Consider the following 18,429-nt stretch of genomic DNA (forward strand, 5'->3'; position numbering starts at 1 on the left):
GACGGGTCGCTAGCCGACCACCGCGCCGAAGCCGCGAGCCTCAATAGGCGCGGGAAATGGCGAATTCGACGGCTTCGACGAGCGCCGACTTGGCCTTTCCGGCGGGGAATGGGCCCAGCGCGTCGATGGCGCGCTGGCCGTAGTGGCGGGCGCGCTCGATCGTGTCGTCGATGGCGTTGTGGGCGCGGAGAAGGCGGGTGGCGTGGGCGAGGTCGTCGTCCGAGCTGCGGCGGCCTTCCATCGCGTCGCGCCAGAAGCCGCGTTCCTCGTCGCTGCCGCGGGCGACGGCGAGGATGACGGGGAGCGTGACCTTGCCATCGCGGAAGTCGTCGCCGACGCCCTTGCCCATCGTCTCGGCGTCCGAAGCATAGTCGATGGCATCGTCGATCAGCTGGAAAGCGATGCCAAGGTTGCGGCCATAGGCGTCGAGCGCCTGCTCGACCGATTCGTCGCGCTCGGCGACGACCGCGGCGATCTGGCAGGCGGCGGCGAAGAGGGCCGCCGTCTTGGCGGTGATGATGTCGAGATACTGGTCCTCGCTGGTTTCAATCCGGCGCTGGGCGGTCAGCTGGTTGACCTCACCCTCGGCGATGATCGCCGAGGCACGGGAGAGGACGCGGAGCGCCTTCAGGCTGCCGTCCTCGACCATCAGCTCGAAGGAGCGGGAGAAGAGGAAATCGCCGACCAGCACGCTCGCCGGATTGCCCCAGATGATGTTGGCGGTGCGCCGGCCGCGGCGAAGGCCCGACATGTCGACGACGTCGTCGTGAAGCAGGGTGGCGGTGTGGATGAACTCGACCGCGGCGGCGAGCTTATGGTGGCGGGTACCGCCATAGTCGAGCAGGCGCGCGCAGGCGAGGGTGAGCATCGGCCGCATCCGCTTGCCGCCGCCGGCGATGAGATGGCCGGCGAGCTCCGGGATCAGCGCCACCTCGCTCTGCATCCGTTCGAGGATGACGCTGTTCACATGGTTGAGGTCGGCCGCGACGAGCTGGAACATCGCGTCGAGCGAAGGGGCGCGGCCCGTGCCGCCCAAATGGTGAATGGTGGCGCTCATTGGCCGCCGCCTCTGCGCGCTGGAGGCCGCAAAGGCAAGGGGTCAGCCGGAGAGCGGTAGCTTGAGTCGTGCGAGAAGGCCGCCGAGATCCTCGCTTTCCTCGAGCGCAATCGATCCGCCGTAGATTGTGGCCACGTCGCGCACGATGGCGAGGCCGAGGCCGGTGCCGGGCTTTTCGACGTCGAGACGGGCGCCGCGGTCGAAGATGCTTTCGCGCTCGGCGGCCGGGATGCCGGGGCCGTCATTCTCCACTTCGATTTCGACGCATTCCGGAGCGGTCTTCACCGTCACGAAAACCCGGCCGCCGCCATATTTGGCCGCGTTTTCGATGAGATTGCCGAGCATCTCGTCCAGGTCCTGGCGTTCGACTCGAACGATGGCCGCCTTGTCGCCGACAAGGTCGATGGTGACGCCCTCGTAAAGCCGGTCGACCGCGCGCTGGACCGCCTCCAGCGAGGGCCACACCTCGGCGCGGGCCTGTGCGCTGGATCGGCGGCCGATGGCGCGGGCACGGGCGAGATGATGGTCGACCTGGCGCCGCATCGTCTTGGCCTCGCGGATGACGGTCTCGGCGAGGTCGGGGCTGTGCGCGGTGGCGGCGTTGGTGACGACGGTGAGCGGGGTCTTCAGCGCATGGGCGAGGTTGCCGGCGTGACGCCGCGCCTCTTCCGCCTGCACCTCGTTGTGGGCGAGGAGGTCGTTCAGCTCCTCGGTCATCGGTGCGATTTCCTGGGGGAAGCGCTCCTCGATCCGGGACTTGTCCCCCGAGCGGATGGCGGCGATCGCCTTGCGCATGCGGCGGAGCGGCCAGAGTCCGTAAAAGGCCTGGAGCGCCGCCAGGACGATCAAGCCGAGCCCGAGGACTCCGAAGGAGCGCACCATGGTGCGGCGAAGCACGCCGATCTGTTCGTCCAGCCCGTCGCGGCTCTGAGCCACCTGGAAGCGCCAGCGGACCGGCGATCCCGGCAGCTGCACGTCGCGTTCGAGGACGCGGAGCGTCTCGGTGGTGAACTGCTCGCTGTCGTAGGTGTGGATCTGGAAGTCGTTATGGGCCCGGCCCACTTCCAGGCGCCGGTCCCAGAGCGAGCGGGAGGGAAACCAGGATTCGGGATCGGACGTCTCGCCGCTGATCTGGAAATAGAGGCCCGAATAGGGCTCCAGGAATCGCTGGTCGGCGGGCGCGCGGTTGAGAAAGACCTCGCCGTCCGGCCCGATCTCCGCCGAGGCGATCAGCGCGGTCAGCACATATTCGAGCTGGGCGTCGAAATTGCGGGTGATGGCACTGGCCAGCACTCGATCGAGGGCGAAGCCGCCGCCGCTCAGGAGCACGGCGATCCACACCGTGGCCACGACGATCATCCGCCGCCAGAGCGATCCGGTGCCGCGCTGGCGGGATCGGGTCAAAAGAGTGCGCCAGTTCATCCGAAGAACGCTTGCCTCGGTACAACGTCAGCCGGAATTGACCTGTGGTCGTCTTCGGCTCCCGCTCTCGTGGGGAGGACGAGGAGGGGCATGAACGCAGCCCTAGCCGTTGGGATCTTCCAGCGAATAGCCGAGGCCGCGGATGGTCGTGATGACGTCGGGTCCGAGCTTCTTGCGGATGCGGGTGACGAACACCTCGATCGTATTGGAATCCCGGTCGAAATCCTGGTCGTAGATATGCTCGATGAGCTCGGTGCGGCTGATCACCTTGCCCTTGTGATGCATGAGATAGGACAGGAGCTTATACTCCTGGGCGGTGAGCTTCACCGGCTCGCCCGCCAAGGTCACCTTGCCCGAGCGCGTGTCGAGGCGGACGTCGCCGGCGGTGAGCTCCGAGCTTACGTTGCCGGACGCGCGGCGGATAAGAGCGCGAAGGCGGGCGATCAGCTCCTCCGTCTGGAAGGGCTTGGCGAGATAGTCGTCAGCGCCGGCGTCGAGCCCGGCGACCTTGTCGGACCAGCTGTCGCGCGCCGTCAGCACCAATACGGGGATCTTGATCCCCTCCTTGCGCCAGCGATCGAGCACGGTCAGGCCGTCGATCTCGGGCAGGCCAAGGTCCAGGATGATCGCGTCATAACTTTCGGTCGAGCCGAGGAAATGCCCATCCTCGCCGTCGGTGGCTAGGTCGACGGCATAACCCGCCCCTTCGAGCGTCGCGCGGAGCTGCCGCCCCAGATTAGGTTCGTCCTCGACGATGAGAACCCGCATCAGTTTCCCCTATGGCTGTTCGTGCCGGCAGTCTATCCGCCCAACCGGCGCGAATGCCAATGGTTTCATGAAGGGAATGGTCAGTGGAGGCGCGTTAATCGCCCGAGCGGCCGATAACGTCGCCGGTGCGAGCATCGACGTCTACCCAGATGACGCGGCCGCCGCGCATGAACTTCAGGCGATAGGTGCCGGAGCCGGCGTCGAGTTCGGGACCCAGATATTCGGCGCCCCGCATGCGCGGCATGACTCGCGATTCGATGCTCCTCAAGGGCATGATCCGGCCCTGCTGTCGCGCCTTGTAGGCGGCGTCCTGTTCGCGGTCGCGGCCCGGGCGTGCGTCGGCCGCGGGCGCGACGGACGTGATGCCGAGTACGGCAACGGCCAACAGGAGAGGAAGGCGCTTGATCATCGTATTTGCACTTATTTCCTTGTTTCGATCCGCCTGATAGCCAAGGCGCATTGAATAAGCCATGAATGCAAATGAGGGCTTAGCTTAAGCTTTTGAGCCCGCACGAAAAGAAGGGGGATGGCCGTCGATGCGTGAACTGAAGCTTGCCGCCGCTGCCGCGCTTGCGGCGCTGCTGATGGCGCCGGCTGCGGGAGCGGCCGAGCCGGAAGCCGCGATGCAGCCGGTGCCCGCCCGCGGCGCCGATGAAGGCATGGGGCCGTTCGGGACGCTGGTCATTCGGGGCGCGACCCTCATCGACGGCAGCGGGGCTCCGGCCATGGGTCCGGTTGATATCGTCATCAAGGGTAACCGCATCGCCGAGATCCGCGGCGCCGGCACGCCCGGCCTGCCGCTGGAGTCGAATCGCGAGCCTCGCGACTTCGACCAGGAGATAGACGCCACCGGCATGTACGTGCTGCCGGGCTTCATCGATACCCACGGCCATAATGGCGATCCCGTAAAGGCGCCGCAGCCAAGCTATGGCTACAAGCTCTGGCTGGCCCATGGCGTCACCACCGTGCGCGGCGTGCCGATCCAGGATGGTCCCACCGCGCTCGCCGACAAGAAGCGCAGCGCCGACAATAGCATCGTCGCGCCGCGCATCTTCGCCTACATCGTCCCCGGCTCCGAATGGGACGGCGGCACGGTCGACACGCCCGAGAAGGTCCGCGCCTGGGTGCGCTGGGCGGCGAAGCAGGGCTATGACGGCGTCAAATTCTTCAATTCCAACTCTCCCGCCGTCACGGCGGCGGCGATCGACGAGGCGGAGAAGCAGGGGCTCGGCACGATCGCGCATCTCGGCCAGGGCGGCGTCGCCCAGGTCAACGCCCGCGTCGCCGGCGAGATGGGGCTCGATACCGTCACCCATTTCTACGGCCATTTCGAAAGCCTGCTGAAGGACGGCCGTTTGCCCAAATATCCGTCCGACTATAATATGTTCAACGAGCAGGACCGCTTCTACGAGATCGCCAATCTCGCCGGCCAGATCGTCGAGCCGGGCAGCCCGGAATGGCAGGCCTATCTCCAGGCGCAGCTCGAAAATGGCGTCATCTTCAACCCGACGCTCAACATCTATTCCGCCGGCCGCGACTTGATGCGCGCCCGCAACGCCGATTGGCACGAGAAATACACGCTGCCGTCGCTCTACGAATTCTACCAGCCGAGCCGCATCAATCATGGCAGCTACTGGTACGACTGGACGACCGAGAAGGAGGTTGCCTGGCGCCGCTTCTACGGTCCGTACATGCGGCTGATGAACGACTATAAGAATATGGGCGGGATCGTCACCGTCGGCTCCGATCCGGGCTATATCTACCAGAGCTGGGGCTTCCCCTACATCCAGGAACTGGAGATGCTCCAGGAAGCGGGCTTCACGCCTCTGGAAGCGATCGTTGCGGCGACCAAGAACGGCGCCTTTGAGCTCTATCGTCCCAAGGGCGCGGAGGCACCCATCGGCATGGTCAAGGAAGGCATGCTGGCCGACCTCGTCATCGTCCCCGAAAACCCGCTCCACAACTTTAAGACGCTCTACGGCACCGGCTTCGAGCGGCTGGACGAGAACGGCCAGGTCGAAAGGATCGGCGGCGTCCGTTGGACCATCAAGGACGGCATCGTCTACGACGCCCACAAGCTGCTCGCCGACGTCGCGGCGATGGTGGAGGCTCAAAAAGCGACGGGGCCCTCGTCCCTGAACTGAACAGCCGTAATGCGGGGCCGGCGTGGCTAAAGGTTGACTAACCATTTGAAGTGCCGATCATGCCCCCATGGGGGATAAGGCCGAAGGCACGAAAGTGCGTCTGGGATGGGCCATGGTGCTCATTATCGGCGCGGCGCAGTTCGGCGCTTATGCGGACCGCGCCCTGACGGCCGCTTTCGCGGCTGATCTTCAGGCCGCTTTCACCCTCAATGATGCCGAATTGGGGATGCTGCACGGGACGGCGGTGATCATTCCCTATGCGGCCGGCATGATCGGAGCCAGCCTGTGCCTGAGGGCGGTGCGGCCGTTCCTGGTGATGGGTCTTTCCGTCCTCGCCTGGAGTCTGGCCGCGGCCGGCTTCGCGCTGGCGACCAGCTATGGCGAACTTCTCGTCGCCCGCATGATGCTGGGCTTCACCCAGGCGGCTTTCGCGCCGGCCGCCCTGTCCATCCTCGCTTTGTCCAGCCATCCACGCCCGCCCGTCGCGATCTCGGCGATGACCACCGGCTCGGCGACGGGGAGGAGCGGGGGCCTGCTGATCGGTGGGGCCTTGCTGCTGTTCGCGGTGAGCCTTGAGGCCGTGGCGCTCGAGCCGTGGCGGGTCGCCAGCCTCGCCATGGTCGCTCCCAATGTCCTGCTCGCCCTGGTGCTGCTGGGGAAATCGCGCTTGCGGGTGCCGTTCAACGCCGTCGCCTCGGGTCGGCTGGTGCCGACGCTGCGAGGTCTCGCCCGGGCTCCGGTCGTCCACGCCAGCTATTTCGTCGTTGCCGCCGCGGCGATCGTGATCGTCCAGGCCGGCGGCGCCTGGGCTCCGACCGTCCTTTATCGCGATTTCGGCCTCGATGTGGCCGAGAGCGCCATGGCGGTTGGGCTGATCGTTTTGGTGGCGGCGCCGCTGGGCCATCTCAGCGCGGGGTGGCTTTCGGCGAGGCGGCCGGAGGACCAGCGCTGGCCGCATGCGCCCATCCTCGTGGGGCTCGGGACGACGCTCGCCGCCGCCATCGCCCTGGCCGCCGCCTCGAGCCTTGCCGGAGCGGCGCTGGCGCTGGCCGCCTTCTGCGCGGGCGGTGGCTTTGCGGCGGCGGCCGCCTTGATCGGCCTCCAGCCGATGTTTCCCGCCGAGCAACGCTTCACCGCCAACACCTTGTTCCTATCGAGCGTCACCCTGGTCGGTTACGGCGTCGGGCCGCTTCTGACCGGTCTGCTGAGCGATCGCCTCGGCCACGACGAACTGCGGCTGGCGCTTCTGCTGGTGACGGCGGGCGCGCTCATCGTGGCGGCGCTGGCCGGGCTGATCGGCCGCCAGTCGCTCCGGTCGGGGCGGACGGATCGCGTCTCAGCCTGCTCGGGAGGGTGAAGCTGCGCGATCATTTCACCTATTCGAGTGCGGGCCGGACGGAGGACCAGGCGTTCGACGAGTATGCGCGGCTCTATTCCCATGGATCGGACGTCGCTCGCGGCGAGGGGCCATTTTGGGCCGAGGTCCGGGCCTGGCGACTGCCCGGCTTCATCCTGTTCGATCGCCGGCTGACGGGCGTCGTGCATTCCCGCGACATGCGCGTCCTTTCCGACGGCTTCGACCATATCGTGATCCACGCGGTGCTGGAGGGGCGGTTGAAGTGGAGCGATGCTGCAGGCAGCCGGACGGTCAACCCTGGCGACGTCCTGTTCGTCGACACGACACAGCCGTCCCGCACCTTGTCCCGCGACGTCCATATGCTGACGGCGAGCATCAGCCGCCATCTGGTCGAATCGGCGATCGGAAATGCGCGGGTGCTCCACGGACGGCTGCTCTCGCCGCCATCGACATTGCTGCTGAGGGACTTCCTGCTCTCGCTGGTGCGCTGGCTCCCGATGCTTCCGGAGGACGAGAATCCCAACTATTCGCGGGTGCTGGCCGATCTCATCTCGGCGACGCTGACGGACGAGGCACCCGGCGGCGCGGCGGCGCGGCGGCTCCATTCCGACCGCCTCACAGCCATCGAACGGTGCATTGCCGCGCGTCTCGGCGACCGTGATCTTTCGGCGGATAAGATCGCGGCGGCGACGGGACTGTCGCGGTCCGTGCTCTACCGCCTTCTGCAGAGCCATGGCGGCGTCAACCAGCTGATCCTGACCCGTCGGCTCCAAGCGGTTCGCTCCGCGATCGATAACGGCTCGACGGCGCCCTTGTCGGAGCTCGCCCACGCTTATGGCTTCGCCAGCGAAAGCCATATGAGCCGCCGCTTCCGGGAGGCGTTCGGTAAGTCGCCAGGCGCCTATCGGCGGATCATGACGGCGCTTCCAGAAAGCGACCCGGAAAAGGGACACAGGCGCTGGCGGGGCTGGATGGGCAGCCTTCGCTAGCCGCCGCATCCCACTTTTGGGACGCATGGATATCCAGTCCCAAACCGGGATTTGCTACGCTCGGCGCGGGGAACGGACGGTCAGTTGCGTCCGGACGGGCTAACGGGTTTCATGGGAGCCCTCATCGAGAAAGTCCATCCGCGCAATCTGTTGGCCGCCGCGAGAGGGGAACGCATCGTCAATCATGAACAGGATCGGGGAAGGATCGCTGGAAGCAGCCCTAGGGCCGTGTCGCGGACATTGCCGGGTGTCATGCTTTCGGAAATGATCCAGCGCCGGCTCATCGAGGGGGATGAGTATGGCACCGGGCAAACCCAGGGCCAGGCCGGGGCTGGCGCGCCCGACATCGCGGAGCTCGCGCTGCACTGGCTCGGCGCCGATGATGCCCCGCGGCTGGTCGTCGATCCCGCGTTGACGATCGAGTGGCTGAATCTCAGCGCCGAGCGGGAGTTGCGGCGTCGGCGCGGCGTCATGCGGCGGGGCGAGCTGCTGATGGCGACCAGCACCACCCAGCATGGCGAGCTGATCGCCTTCCTGAAGCGCTGCGGTGACGGTGGCGGGACGCTGTGCCTGAGGGGCGAGGATCAGGAAGGTCATCTCCTGCTGATGGCGCAGCCGCTACCTGGAGACCGGTTCGGCCTCACCTTCCGGCGGTGCGGGGCCGAGTTCAGCCCCGCTTATGCCGACCTGCAGGCGGCGTTCCAGCTCACGCGAAGCGAGACGACGGTGCTGCTTCAGCTGGCCGACGGCTATTCCGCCGCTCAGATCGCGCGGCGTCTAGGGGTCTCGACGGCGACGACGCGCTCCCACATCAAGAGCCTCCATGTGAAGCTTAACGTCAAATCCCGCGAGGCCCTGCTGAGCCGTATCCGCGCCTACCAGCTTTGAGCGGAGCTCAAGGGGTCGCCGCTGGCGTCGGCGGCGGCGTCACGCTAGTCCCCCGAGAAGGGCCTGACAGGGCCGGAACGGGAGAGACCATGCTGCGCACCCTTTATCCTTCGATCGAACCTTTTGAATCCGGCATGCTCGATGTCGGCGACGGCCACAGCGTCTATTATGAGCGCTGCGGAACGAAGGGCGCCAAGCCGGCGGTGTTCCTGCACGGCGGACCGGGTGGCGGTTGCTCGCCGGAGCATCGCCGCCAGTTCGATCCGGCTCTGTATGACGTACTGCTCTTCGATCAGCGCGGCTGCGGCCGATCGACGCCTTATGCGAACCTGGACGCGAACACGACCTGGCATCTGGTCGCCGACATCGAGCGGCTGCGCGAGCTCATGGGCGTCGACCAATGGCTGGTGTTCGGCGGCTCCTGGGGCTCGACCCTGGCGCTCGCATATGCCGAGACCCATCCGGAGCGCGTCAGCGAGCTGGTCCTGCGGGGAATCTACACCTGCACCAAGCCGGAGCTCGACTGGTTCTACCAGTTCGGCGTGTCGGAAATGTTCCCGGAGGAGTGGGATCGTTTCGTATCCATCATTCCCGAGGAGGAGCGGGGCGACATCCTCGCCGCCTTCCACCGGCGGCTGACCGGCGACGACCGCGAGCTTCAGATCGCTGCCGCGCGCGCCTGGAGCCTCTATGAGGGCGAGACGATCACCCTGCTCCCCGATCCCAAGCTTCAGGCGCAGCATGACGATCCCGATTTCGCGCTCGCCTTCGCCCGGATCGAGACGCACTATTTCATGCACGGCGCCTGGCTGGAGCCGAACCAGCTTATCCGCGACGCGGGACGGCTGAAAGGCATCCCCGGCACGATCGTTCACGGCCGCTACGACATGCCCTGCGCGGCGCGGTATGCGTGGCGTCTCCATCACGCCTGGCCCGAAGCCGACTTCCGCCTCGTCGAGGGTGCCGGCCACGCTTTTTCCGAGCCCGGTATTCTCGATCAGCTCATCCGTGCCACCGATCGTTACGCGGGAAAGGCAGCGCCCGAGTAGACGTATCGCCCCACCGGCGCGAGGAGGCCCGCTCCTCCGCCTCATCACGCTGAATCGAGGCCCTGGCGCCTGCCGCTCTTCGCGAGGAAATGCGTCGATCGGCCATGGAGCTTGTAGAACTCTAAGGCCGGCCTAAGGGAGTGGCATCCGTTGAAACTCAGACTATGTCCCGGGCCATGGCTGCACCTGTTCTTGCTTATGAAAATCTCGGCCTCGTCCAGGGTGCCGGCTGGCTGTTCCGGGGTCTCGACCTGTTCGTCGGGCCGCGCGACCGGTTGGCGCTGATCGGGCGCAACGGCGCCGGGAAGACGACGCTCCTGAAATGCCTCGCCGGGATGATCGAGACCGACGAGGGGCGGCGGACGATCCAGCCCGGGGTGAAGGTCGTGCTGCTGGAGCAGGATCCGGACGTCGCCCGGTTCGAGACGCTTCGGGACTATGCGCTCTCAGGCCCCGGTGCGCCGGCGGCGCATGAGGTGGAGGCGATCGCCGACCAGATCGGCATCGACCTCGGCCGGCCGGCCGCCACCGCCTCGGGCGGGGAGCGACGGCGCGCGGCGATCGCGCGGGCGCTGGCGCGGGACCCGCAGGTGCTGCTGCTAGACGAGCCGACCAACCATCTCGATCTCGCCGCGATCGAATGGCTGGAAGACTGGCTCGGCCGCTTCACCGGCGCCTTCATCGCGATTAGCCACGACCGCACGTTCCTGAAGCGCCTTACCCGTTCGAGCCTGTGGCTCGACCGGGGGCAGTTGCGGCGGGCGGAGATCGGCTTTGGCGGCTTCGATGCGTGGACGGAGCAGATTTATGCCGAGGAGGCGCGGGCAGCCGAGAAGCTCGACGCCAAGCTCAAGCTGGAGCTGCACTGGCTGCAGCGCGGCGTGACCGCCAGGCGGAAGCGGAACCAGGGCCGGCTCGCCAAGCTGCACGAGATGCGGGCGGCGCGGGCGGCGATGCTGGGGCCGGCGGGGACAGCCAAGCTCGGCCTCGAGAATGACGATGTGAAGACGAAGATGGTGATCGACGCCCAAGGCGTCACCAAGCGCTTCGGCGACCGCGCGATCATCAAGGACTTCACCCTGCGCATCCAGCGCGGCGACCGGATCGGCGTGGTCGGTGCCAACGGCGCGGGGAAGACGACCCTCTTGAAGCTGCTGACCGGCGAGATCGAGCCGGACGAGGGCACGATCCGGCGGGCGAAGACGCTGGAAGGCATCATGATCGACCAGCAGCGAAAGCTGCTTAATCCCGACAAGCGCGTCCGTGACGTGCTCGCCGACGGGGGCGACTGGATCGAGGTGCGCGGGGTGAGGAAGCACGTCCAGGGCTATCTGAAGGAATTCTTGTTCGCCCCGGAGCTGATCGACGCCAAGATCGGCACCTTGTCCGGAGGGGAGCGGTCGCGCCTGCTGCTGGCGCGCGAATTCGCGCGCCGTTCCAACCTGCTGGTGCTCGACGAGCCGACCAACGATCTCGACCTGGAGACGCTGGACCTCCTCCAGGAGGTGATCGCGGACTATGACGGCACCGTCCTCATCGTCAGCCACGACCGCGACTTCCTCGACCGCACGGTGACCATCACCCTGGGCCTCGACGGCTCCGGCAAGGTCGACGTCGTTGCCGGCGGCTATGAGGATTGGGAGAGGAAGCGCCGGCCGCACGCCCATAATGCGAAGGTGCCGGAGCCCGCCAAGGCCGCGCCGTCTGCGCCGCGCCGGCAGACGAAGCTCAGCTACAAGGACCAGCGCGATTATGACCTGCTGCCGGAGCGCATCGACCAGCTGGAGGCCGAGATCGCCCGGGACGAGGACATCCTCTCCGATCCCGACCTCTACACTCGCGACCCCGCCCGCTTCGCCGCTCTTACCGCCGCCATCGAGAAGGCGAGGGCCGAGCGCGACGCCGCCGAGGAGCGATGGCTGGAACTGGCCGAGCAGGTAGAAGCGCTGGCGAGCTGAAGCGCTACTGACGGCGGACTCTAGCCCCGCCGCGCCTCGGTCAAATGGGCGCGGATCTGCTCGTCGGTGGGGGCGCCGCGGGAGGCGCGTTCGAGCAGCGCCAGGCCCCTGGCCGGATCGCGGCCGCTCTTGAACAGAAGCCAGCCATAGGTGTCGGCGGTGGCGGGATTGTCCTCGTCGAGCTTCCACGCCTTTTCGGCGAGCGGCAGCGCCTTGCCATAGTCGCCCAGCTCCGAATAGGCCCAGGCGAGGTTGTTGAGCATCACCGCGTCCCGGTCGCCGAGGCGGCGGCGGAGCCCTTCATAGACGCGGACGGCATCGGGCCACTGGCGGGCGGCCATCATCCGGCCCGCGGCGAGCAGCTGAGCCGGCACGCTGCGCGGGTTCTGCGCCAGATAGAGGTTCAGCACCTCGGTCGCGGAGGCGGCCTGACCCGAGCGCTCCAGCGCCTCGATGAGGCGCATCGCCACCGGTTCCGTGAAGGCGATGTTCGCCGCCTTGCGATACTCCTGTGCGGCGCCCTTGAAGTCGCCGCCGAGGCCGCGCGCGTCGCCGACCAGCACATGAGCATCGGGCGCGCCGGGATTTTCCGCCTGAAGCTTCACCGCCCGTTGCAGCGCCTCCTCGCCCAGCCCATTGGCAAGGAGCGCGCCGATCAGCGCCACTTGCGCCGGCGCCCGCCCCGGATTCCGCTCGGCGTTGCGCCGAAGTGCCTCGAGCTTCCCCTGGTCGACGGGTTCCGACCACAGCGCGGTTGCGGCGCGCCGCTGCGGCTGCGCCGCCCGGGCAAGGTAGACGGCCGCCGCTTCATCGTCTCCCTGCGCCTGTAGCGCCTCGCCGATCAACGTGAGCGAATAGCTGTCGGCGTCCGGGGCGTCGACGATCGGCTTCAAGGTCGCGACGGTTGCGCCGGCGTCGCCGAGCTTCCATTGGGCCGCCGCCAGGAGCCGCCGCGCCTTCCGGTTATGGGGTTGGCGGGCGATCAGCTGCTGCAGCCGCTTCACCGCCTGTTCGACATTGCCCGTCTGATAGTCGATCGCGCTGGCGAGCAGCATCGCAGCCGGCTGATCGTCGAGCTTGCCCTCGGTATGTTGATAAATGGAGCGGGCGAGCTCGAAATTGCGCGCCCGGGCCGCCAGCATCGCCTGGAGATAATAAGCGAAGGGGTGTCCTTCGGACAGCTCCAGCGCTTTTCGGGTGGCCGCCAGCATCGCCCGCATCTCGCCCATCTCGCCCAAGGTCGCGGCGCGTTCCAGATGGGCCGACACATAATCGGGATCGGTCTCGAGCGCCCGATCGAACCAGGGCAGGGCGGCGCGAAGCCCATATTGGCCGCGGGTCAACTCGCCGCGGAGGGTAAGCGCCTCGGCGTCGTTGGGCGCCAGCTTCACCGCCCGGTCGGTCGCCTCGATCGCGCCGGCAAGATCGCCGCTGGCGCGTCGAAAGCGAGCCGCCTCGATCCAGGCGTCGGCGTTTTCCGGCGCCGCCTCGATCGCTTCGGCGAAGGCGGCGGCGGCGCCCGCCCGGTCGTCCAGCTTCGCGAGCGCCTGGCCCTTGATCCGTGACGCATAGCCGCGATGCGCCGCCGGCGCCGCCTCGGCTTCGCGCAAGGCTTCCTCCGGCTTGTCCTGGAGAATGAGGGCGTGCGCCATCAGGTGCCCCGTCGCCTCGGCCGGGATACCGAGCTGACGCGCGCGGGCGAGCTCGGCGGCGGCCGCGACCCCGTCGTTCAAGGCGAGATAGGTTCTGGCCTGCATCACCCTCGCCTCGCCATTGTCGGGATCGGCCTTGAGGGCGTTCATAAATTCGACGCGCGCAGTGCGCGGCTGTCCCGCTTCGAGCGCGGCGACGCCCCGCTCATAGGCTCCGGCGGCGTCGCTCGGCGCATTCGAGCAGGCGGCCGCGCCGAACAGGAGGGCGAGGCTGAGGGCGAGCTTCGAGGAATATTGCGTCATGGCTGGAGTCCATATTGCTTGAGAAGGTCGTAGAGCGTCGGGCGGCTGATCCCGAGCAGCTTGGCAGCGCCCGAAATATTGTTCTCGGTGCGGGCGAGCGCCTGGCGAATGGCTTTGCGGTCGGCCTCTTCCCGCGCGGCCTTCAGGTTGACCGCGAGCGAGTCCGCCTCGTCGGTCGTGAGGTCGAGATCCTCGGCCGCGATGAGCTTGCCGTCGGCCATAATGACCGCGCGCTTCATCCGGTTCTCCAACTCGCGGACATTGCCGGGCCAGGGCCAGTCGTTGATCGCGGCCAAAGCGCTCGGCGCGAAGCCCTTCACCTGCGGATTCATGTCGCGCGCAAAGCGGTGGAGGAAATGCTTGGCGAGGAGCGTGGCGTCGCCGTGACGCTCGGCGAGGGTGGGGATCGTCACGACGATTTCGGCGAGCCGGTAGTAGAGGTCCTCGCGGAAGCTGCCCGCCTTGATCATCTCCGGCAGGTCCTGATGGGTGGCGCAGACGATGCGGGTGTCGACGGCGATCGGTTTCCTGCCGCCGATGCGCTCGATCACCCGCTCCTGCAGGAAACGGAGCAGCTTCACCTGGAGCGGCAGCGGGATGTCGCCCACCTCGTCGAGGAAGAGGGTGCCGCCATGGGCGAGCTCGATCTTGCCCTCGGTCGTCTTGATGGCGCCGGTGAAGGCGCCCTTCTCATAGCCGAACAGCTCGGCCTCGAGCAGATTCTCCGGGATGGCGGCACAGTTGATGGCGACGAAGCCGCCGCTCCGGCGACCGCTCGACTCGTGGAGGCCCTTGGCGAGGAGCTCCTTGCCGGTCCCGCTGGCCCCGAGCAGCATGACCGATACGTCGGTGTTGGCGACCCGCTCGATGGTGCGGGCCACCCTCAGCATCTCCGGCGCCGCGGTGATCATGGTGCCGAGCACCGTGCGGCCCTCGCCCACCTGGCTTTCGAGGCGCCGGTTCTCGGCCTCGATGTCGTGGAGCTGGAAGGCGCGGCGGACGATGAGGCCGAGCTGATCGATATCGACTGGCTTCTGATAATAGTCATAGGCGCCCGACGAGATGGCGCGGAGCGCGCTTTCGCGGGCGCCGTGGCCGGTGGCCACGACGACCTTGGTGTCGGGTTTCAGCGACAGGATCGTCTCGAGCGTGGCGAAGCCCTCGCTCACGCCGTCCGGGTCGGGCGGCAGGCCCAGGTCCAGCGTGACGACCGGCGGTTCCTGCGCGCGGACGAGGTCGACGGCGGCGTTGCGGTCGGACGCCACCAGCACCTCATAATCGTCATAGGCCCAGCGGAGCTGCCGCTGCAGGCCTTCGTCATCCTCGACGATCAACAGTTTCGCCTTGGCTTCGGCACTCATGCGCGTTTCCGTTCATGTTCAGGTTTGAATGGGCGGACGGCCTCGGGCCGACACGCCGGCAAGAAGATGGTGAAGCGGCTTCCCTCGCCCTCGCGGCTCTCGACCTCGATCCGCCCGCCCATGGCGGCGACCAAGGTTCGCGCTTCGAAGGCGCCGATGCCGAACCCGCCTTCCTTGGTGGAGGCGAAGGGCTGGAAGAGGCGGCCGCCGACGAACTCCGCCGACATTCCCGCGCCGCTGTCGATCACCTCGATTGCGAGCTCCGAGCCGCGGGCGCCGTAGCAAATCCGCACCGCCTCGCCCGGGGGGCTCGCATCGATCGCATTTTGCACCAGGTGCCCGACGGCCTGTTCGAGCCGGGCGGGATCGGCGCGAGCCGTCAGTGCCGGGTCACCGAAGAGATGGACGGCGTGCAACCCCTGCTTGGCTCCGGCGATAGCCGACAGGATCGGATGCAGCTTAGTTTCGCGGACCGACGCTGGCTCGGTGCGCCCGTCGCGAGTGAGGCGGGCGAGAAGGTCGTTCATCTTCGTCACCGAATTTCTGAGGGTCGCGATCATGTCCGCGCGGAATTCGGGGTTGTCGGCGTGTCGCTCCGCGTTGCGGGCGACCAGGCTGAGCTGGCTCACCAGATTCTTGATGTCGTGGAGGATGAAGGCGAAGCGGCGGTTGAATTCGTCGAAGCGCTGCGATGTGGCCAGCGCCTCCTGGCTGCGCGCTTCGGCAAGATAGCTCGCCGCCTGGATGCCGGCGGCGCGGAACAGGTCGAAATCCTCCCAGTCGAGCGGCCGGCGGACCAGCGGATGCGCCAGGATGACGAGGCCGACCAGCCTGTCGTTGTGGAGGAGCGGAATGCCCGCCCAGGCGGTCTCGATCTCGGCCAACCAGGCCGGCACGGCGACGCGCTCTTCGCCCGCGATCAGCCTGCCATCCCGCGTCGTCTCGAAATCGACGATATGGGCGGTCGCCTCCAGGAAGCGAATGAAGCCGTGATCGCTCGCGCCGCTACGGCCTATCTCGTGGTGCCAGTTCCATCGTGCCGCCGGAACGAGCCGGTTTTGATCGTCGGTGACGAGGAGGAGACCGGCCGGAGAGTCCGATATGTCCGCCAGGGCCTTGATTACCCGGTCGCCGAGCGGTGCGACGTCGCCGCCGCTACGCCCGACCGTGCGGGTGAAGCGGAGCCATTCCTCCCGATAGTCATAGCGGTGTTCGAAGAAATGCTTGGCGAGCATCACCCTCAGCCACGCTCTTGCCTTTCCCGAAGGCAGGAGGATGAGCGTCACCACGCTCATCACGAAGATGAGAGCGATCTGGCCCACCCGGGTCCAATTGCCGCCGATGACCTCGATCGCCTGGGTCGCCGACATCATCAGGATCAGATAGGCGAGGATCGCCAGCACCGAGAGCGACTGGAAGGTCGCCGCGCGCGACATCCGCATCCGCCATTGGGCATTGCGCCGGCTCGCCAGCGCAAAGAGCGGCACGAGCATGGCGGCGATCGCGCCGCGCATCGCCAGCAGGTCGTCGACCGGCGCCCGGCTCAGATAGGCGACGGTGTAGAGATGCAGGTCGTAGGCCCACAGGCCGGCCAGCGCGATCATCGGCAGCCGAATGCCCCAGCGCGCATCGGGCGCCGCCTGGCCATAGAGATTGTGGACCAGCACCAGCGAGCCCGCCGCGATGGTGAGACCGATGATATGGGCCGTCGTTTCGAGCGCGTTGCGGACGGCCGGTTCGTCGTCGAAGCGGGGGAGGACGCCGGCGACGACGATCTGGAGGCCGATCACCGCCGCGACGGTGAAGTAGACGAGCCGGACGGCTCTCAGCCGTTCATTGTCGGCGGCACTCCGCACGATACCGTACATGAAGGCGAGGAAGGCGAAGTTGCGGGCGCTTTCGGCCATGTCCGCAAGCCAATGGTGCGAGCCGAGCAGCGCAAGGAAGATCGCCCAGACCGCCGTGACCGCAAAGGCGGCGACCAGCGGGCGGTTGCGGGGATCGCCGTTCCAGTGACGAAGCTGCCAGATGGCGAGGGCGCCGAACAGGAGCGCGGCGAGCGCATGGCTCCACAGGCCGAGGACGGTCAGCATCAGCGCGCCCCCTTTGGCCAGAGGATGACGCGCATTGTCTGGAGCAGGATCAACAGGTCCAGGAACGGCGTGTAGTTCTTGGCATAATAAAGATCGAATTCGAGCTTCTGGCGCGCGTCCTCGATCGAGGCGCCATAAGGATAGTTGATCTGCGCCCAGCCGGTGATGCCCGGCTTCACCATGTGGCGCTCGGCATAATACGGTAGGCGCGCCTCGAGATCGGCGACGAACTGCGGCCGCTCGGGGCGGGGGCCGACGAAGCTCATTTCGCCCTTCAGCACGCTCCAGGCCTGGGGCAGTTCGTCGATGCGGAGCTTGCGGATGATATGGCCGACGCGGGTGACGCGGGGATCGTCCTGCTGGGCCCACACGGCGACGCCGCCCACTTCGGCGTCCTGCCGCATCGAGCGCAGCTTCACGATCTCGAAACCCTGGCCGTAAAGGCCGACGCGGCGCTGCCGGAAGAAGGCCGGGCCTTCGCTCTCCAGCTTCACCGCAAGGGCGGTGAGGAGGATGATCGGCACGGCGAGCACGAGAATGGCGGCGCTGATGACGATGTCGAACAGCCTCTTGCCGAGACTCGACAGTCGCCGCCCGGCGGAAAATCCATCGGAGAAGATGAGCCAGCTGGGGTTGAGGCTGTCGAGGTCCACCCGCCCGGTTTCCCGCTCCAGGAAGGAGGACAGGTCGTTGACATGGACTCCCGTCGTCTTGATGCGCAGCAAGTCGGCCAGCGGCAGGGCGTTGCGGCGCTCCTCCAGCGCGAGCACGACCTCGCTGGCGCCTAGCCGCAACACATGCTGGGGAAGGTGGGGGATGTCGTCACGATTGACGGCGTGGCCGACGGCCGCCGGGCCTTCGTTCATGTTGACATAGCCGGCGATGGCGAAGCTTGCGCCATCGCGCCGGGCAAGCGTCTCCAGCCGGGCGGCGCGCGGACCGGCGCCCAGCACCAGCACCCGCCGCTTGAACGCCTCGCCGCCCAGGGACCGGCCGAGGGCGACGCGTGCGGCGCCGAGCATGATGAGCGCGATCATCATCGCGTAGAGCAGGTTCGATCGCCAGAAAGTGACCGACGGCACCATGAAGAAAATGAGGGAAAGAAGCAGGACGCCCAGCGATATGGAGACGACCAGCCGCGCGACGGCGTAACGGATCGAAAGCAACGCATCCGCCGAATAGACGCCGACGCCGACCATCGCCGCCTGCAGGGTTAGGGTGAAGGTCAACATGTGCGGCAGCCGCGAGGCGGCCGGATCGATGCCGCCGCCGATCTGCCATTCGCGCAGCAGCCAGCCGCCCTCCGCGGCCAGCATCAGCAGCGTGAAGTCGATGAGACCCAGGAGCAGCACGGTGTGCGGCACGTAATGTTTGAACAGCCTGATCAC

General features: G+C 67.1%; 14 protein-coding genes. 6 read left to right on the plus strand and 8 right to left on the minus strand.

Annotated features, from left to right (window positions below; all coding sequences use genetic code 11):
- Positions 1–40: 40 nt before the first annotated feature.
- The 4 genes from DF286_RS07685 to DF286_RS07700 form a co-directional block, all read right to left on the minus strand.
- Complete coding sequence (locus DF286_RS07685; protein ID WP_109270896.1) at positions 41–1,057, minus strand: polyprenyl synthetase family protein; 1,017 nt, start codon at positions 1,055–1,057, stop codon at positions 41–43.
- 42 nt (positions 1,058–1,099) lie between these two features.
- Entirely contained in the window at positions 1,100–2,479 is a 1,380-nt protein-coding gene (locus DF286_RS07690; protein ID WP_243444764.1) for a sensor histidine kinase, read from the minus strand.
- Positions 2,480–2,581: 102 nt separating this feature from the next.
- Positions 2,582–3,247 carry a response regulator transcription factor gene (locus tag DF286_RS07695; protein WP_109270897.1) on the minus strand — a complete coding sequence of 222 codons (666 nt, stop codon included), beginning with the start codon at positions 3,245–3,247 and terminating at the stop codon, positions 2,582–2,584.
- A 94-nt stretch (positions 3,248–3,341) separates the two neighbouring features.
- On the minus strand, positions 3,342–3,656 hold the full coding sequence (locus DF286_RS07700) for a PepSY domain-containing protein (protein WP_109270898.1): 315 nt from the start codon (positions 3,654–3,656) through the stop codon (positions 3,342–3,344).
- Between the two features lie 127 nt (positions 3,657–3,783).
- On the opposite strand from DF286_RS07700, the gene DF286_RS07705 reads away from it, so the two are divergent.
- The 6 genes from DF286_RS07705 to DF286_RS07730 all read left to right on the plus strand — a co-directional run bounded on the left by DF286_RS07705 (position 3,784) and on the right by DF286_RS07730 (position 11,632).
- A complete protein-coding gene (locus DF286_RS07705) occupies positions 3,784–5,391 on the plus strand; it encodes an amidohydrolase family protein (protein WP_109270899.1) in 1,608 nt (535 codons plus the stop codon).
- A gap of 112 nt (positions 5,392–5,503) precedes the next feature.
- Entirely contained in the window at positions 5,504–6,748 is a 1,245-nt protein-coding gene (locus tag DF286_RS07710; RefSeq protein ID WP_158274642.1) for an MFS transporter, read from the plus strand.
- Complete coding sequence (locus DF286_RS15480; protein ID WP_109270901.1) at positions 6,745–7,737, plus strand: helix-turn-helix transcriptional regulator; 993 nt, start codon at positions 6,745–6,747, stop codon at positions 7,735–7,737. Before DF286_RS07710 ends, DF286_RS15480 begins: the two co-directional genes overlap by 4 nt.
- A gap of 264 nt (positions 7,738–8,001) precedes the next feature.
- The gene (locus tag DF286_RS07720; RefSeq protein WP_158274643.1) at positions 8,002–8,625 is read left to right on the plus strand and encodes a helix-turn-helix transcriptional regulator; all 624 of its coding nucleotides are present in this window, start codon (positions 8,002–8,004) and stop codon (positions 8,623–8,625) included.
- 89 nt (positions 8,626–8,714) lie between these two features.
- The gene (gene pip / locus DF286_RS07725; protein ID WP_109270903.1) at positions 8,715–9,674 is read left to right on the plus strand and encodes a prolyl aminopeptidase; all 960 of its coding nucleotides are present in this window, start codon (positions 8,715–8,717) and stop codon (positions 9,672–9,674) included.
- Between the two features lie 176 nt (positions 9,675–9,850).
- Positions 9,851–11,632 (plus strand): ABC-F family ATP-binding cassette domain-containing protein, encoded by a 1,782-nt coding sequence (locus DF286_RS07730; protein WP_109272085.1) that lies wholly within the window; start codon positions 9,851–9,853, stop codon positions 11,630–11,632.
- Between the two features lie 20 nt (positions 11,633–11,652).
- On the opposite strand, the gene DF286_RS07735 is transcribed toward DF286_RS07730, so the two are convergent.
- Genes DF286_RS07735 through DF286_RS07750 form a run of 4 tightly spaced genes read right to left on the minus strand, consistent with a single transcriptional unit; the run spans position 11,653 to position 18,429 of the window.
- On the minus strand, positions 11,653–13,587 hold the full coding sequence (locus DF286_RS07735) for a tetratricopeptide repeat protein (RefSeq protein ID WP_109270904.1): 1,935 nt from the start codon (positions 13,585–13,587) through the stop codon (positions 11,653–11,655).
- On the minus strand, positions 13,584–14,948 hold the full coding sequence (gene prsR / locus DF286_RS07740) for a PEP-CTERM-box response regulator transcription factor (protein WP_109270905.1): 1,365 nt from the start codon (positions 14,946–14,948) through the stop codon (positions 13,584–13,586). The genes DF286_RS07735 and prsR overlap by 4 nt, the downstream gene beginning before the upstream one ends.
- Entirely contained in the window at positions 14,945–17,041 is a 2,097-nt protein-coding gene (gene prsK, locus DF286_RS07745) for an XrtA/PEP-CTERM system histidine kinase PrsK (protein ID WP_109270906.1), read from the minus strand. The genes prsR and prsK overlap by 4 nt, the downstream gene beginning before the upstream one ends.
- Positions 17,041–18,429 carry a TIGR03013 family XrtA/PEP-CTERM system glycosyltransferase gene (locus DF286_RS07750; protein ID WP_109272086.1) on the minus strand — a complete coding sequence of 463 codons (1,389 nt, stop codon included), beginning with the start codon at positions 18,427–18,429 and terminating at the stop codon, positions 17,041–17,043. The genes prsK and DF286_RS07750 overlap by 1 nt, the downstream gene beginning before the upstream one ends.

The sequence above is a fragment of the Sphingosinicella humi genome, assembly GCF_003129465.1.
Lineage (GTDB): Bacteria > Pseudomonadota > Alphaproteobacteria > Sphingomonadales > Sphingomonadaceae > Allosphingosinicella > Allosphingosinicella humi.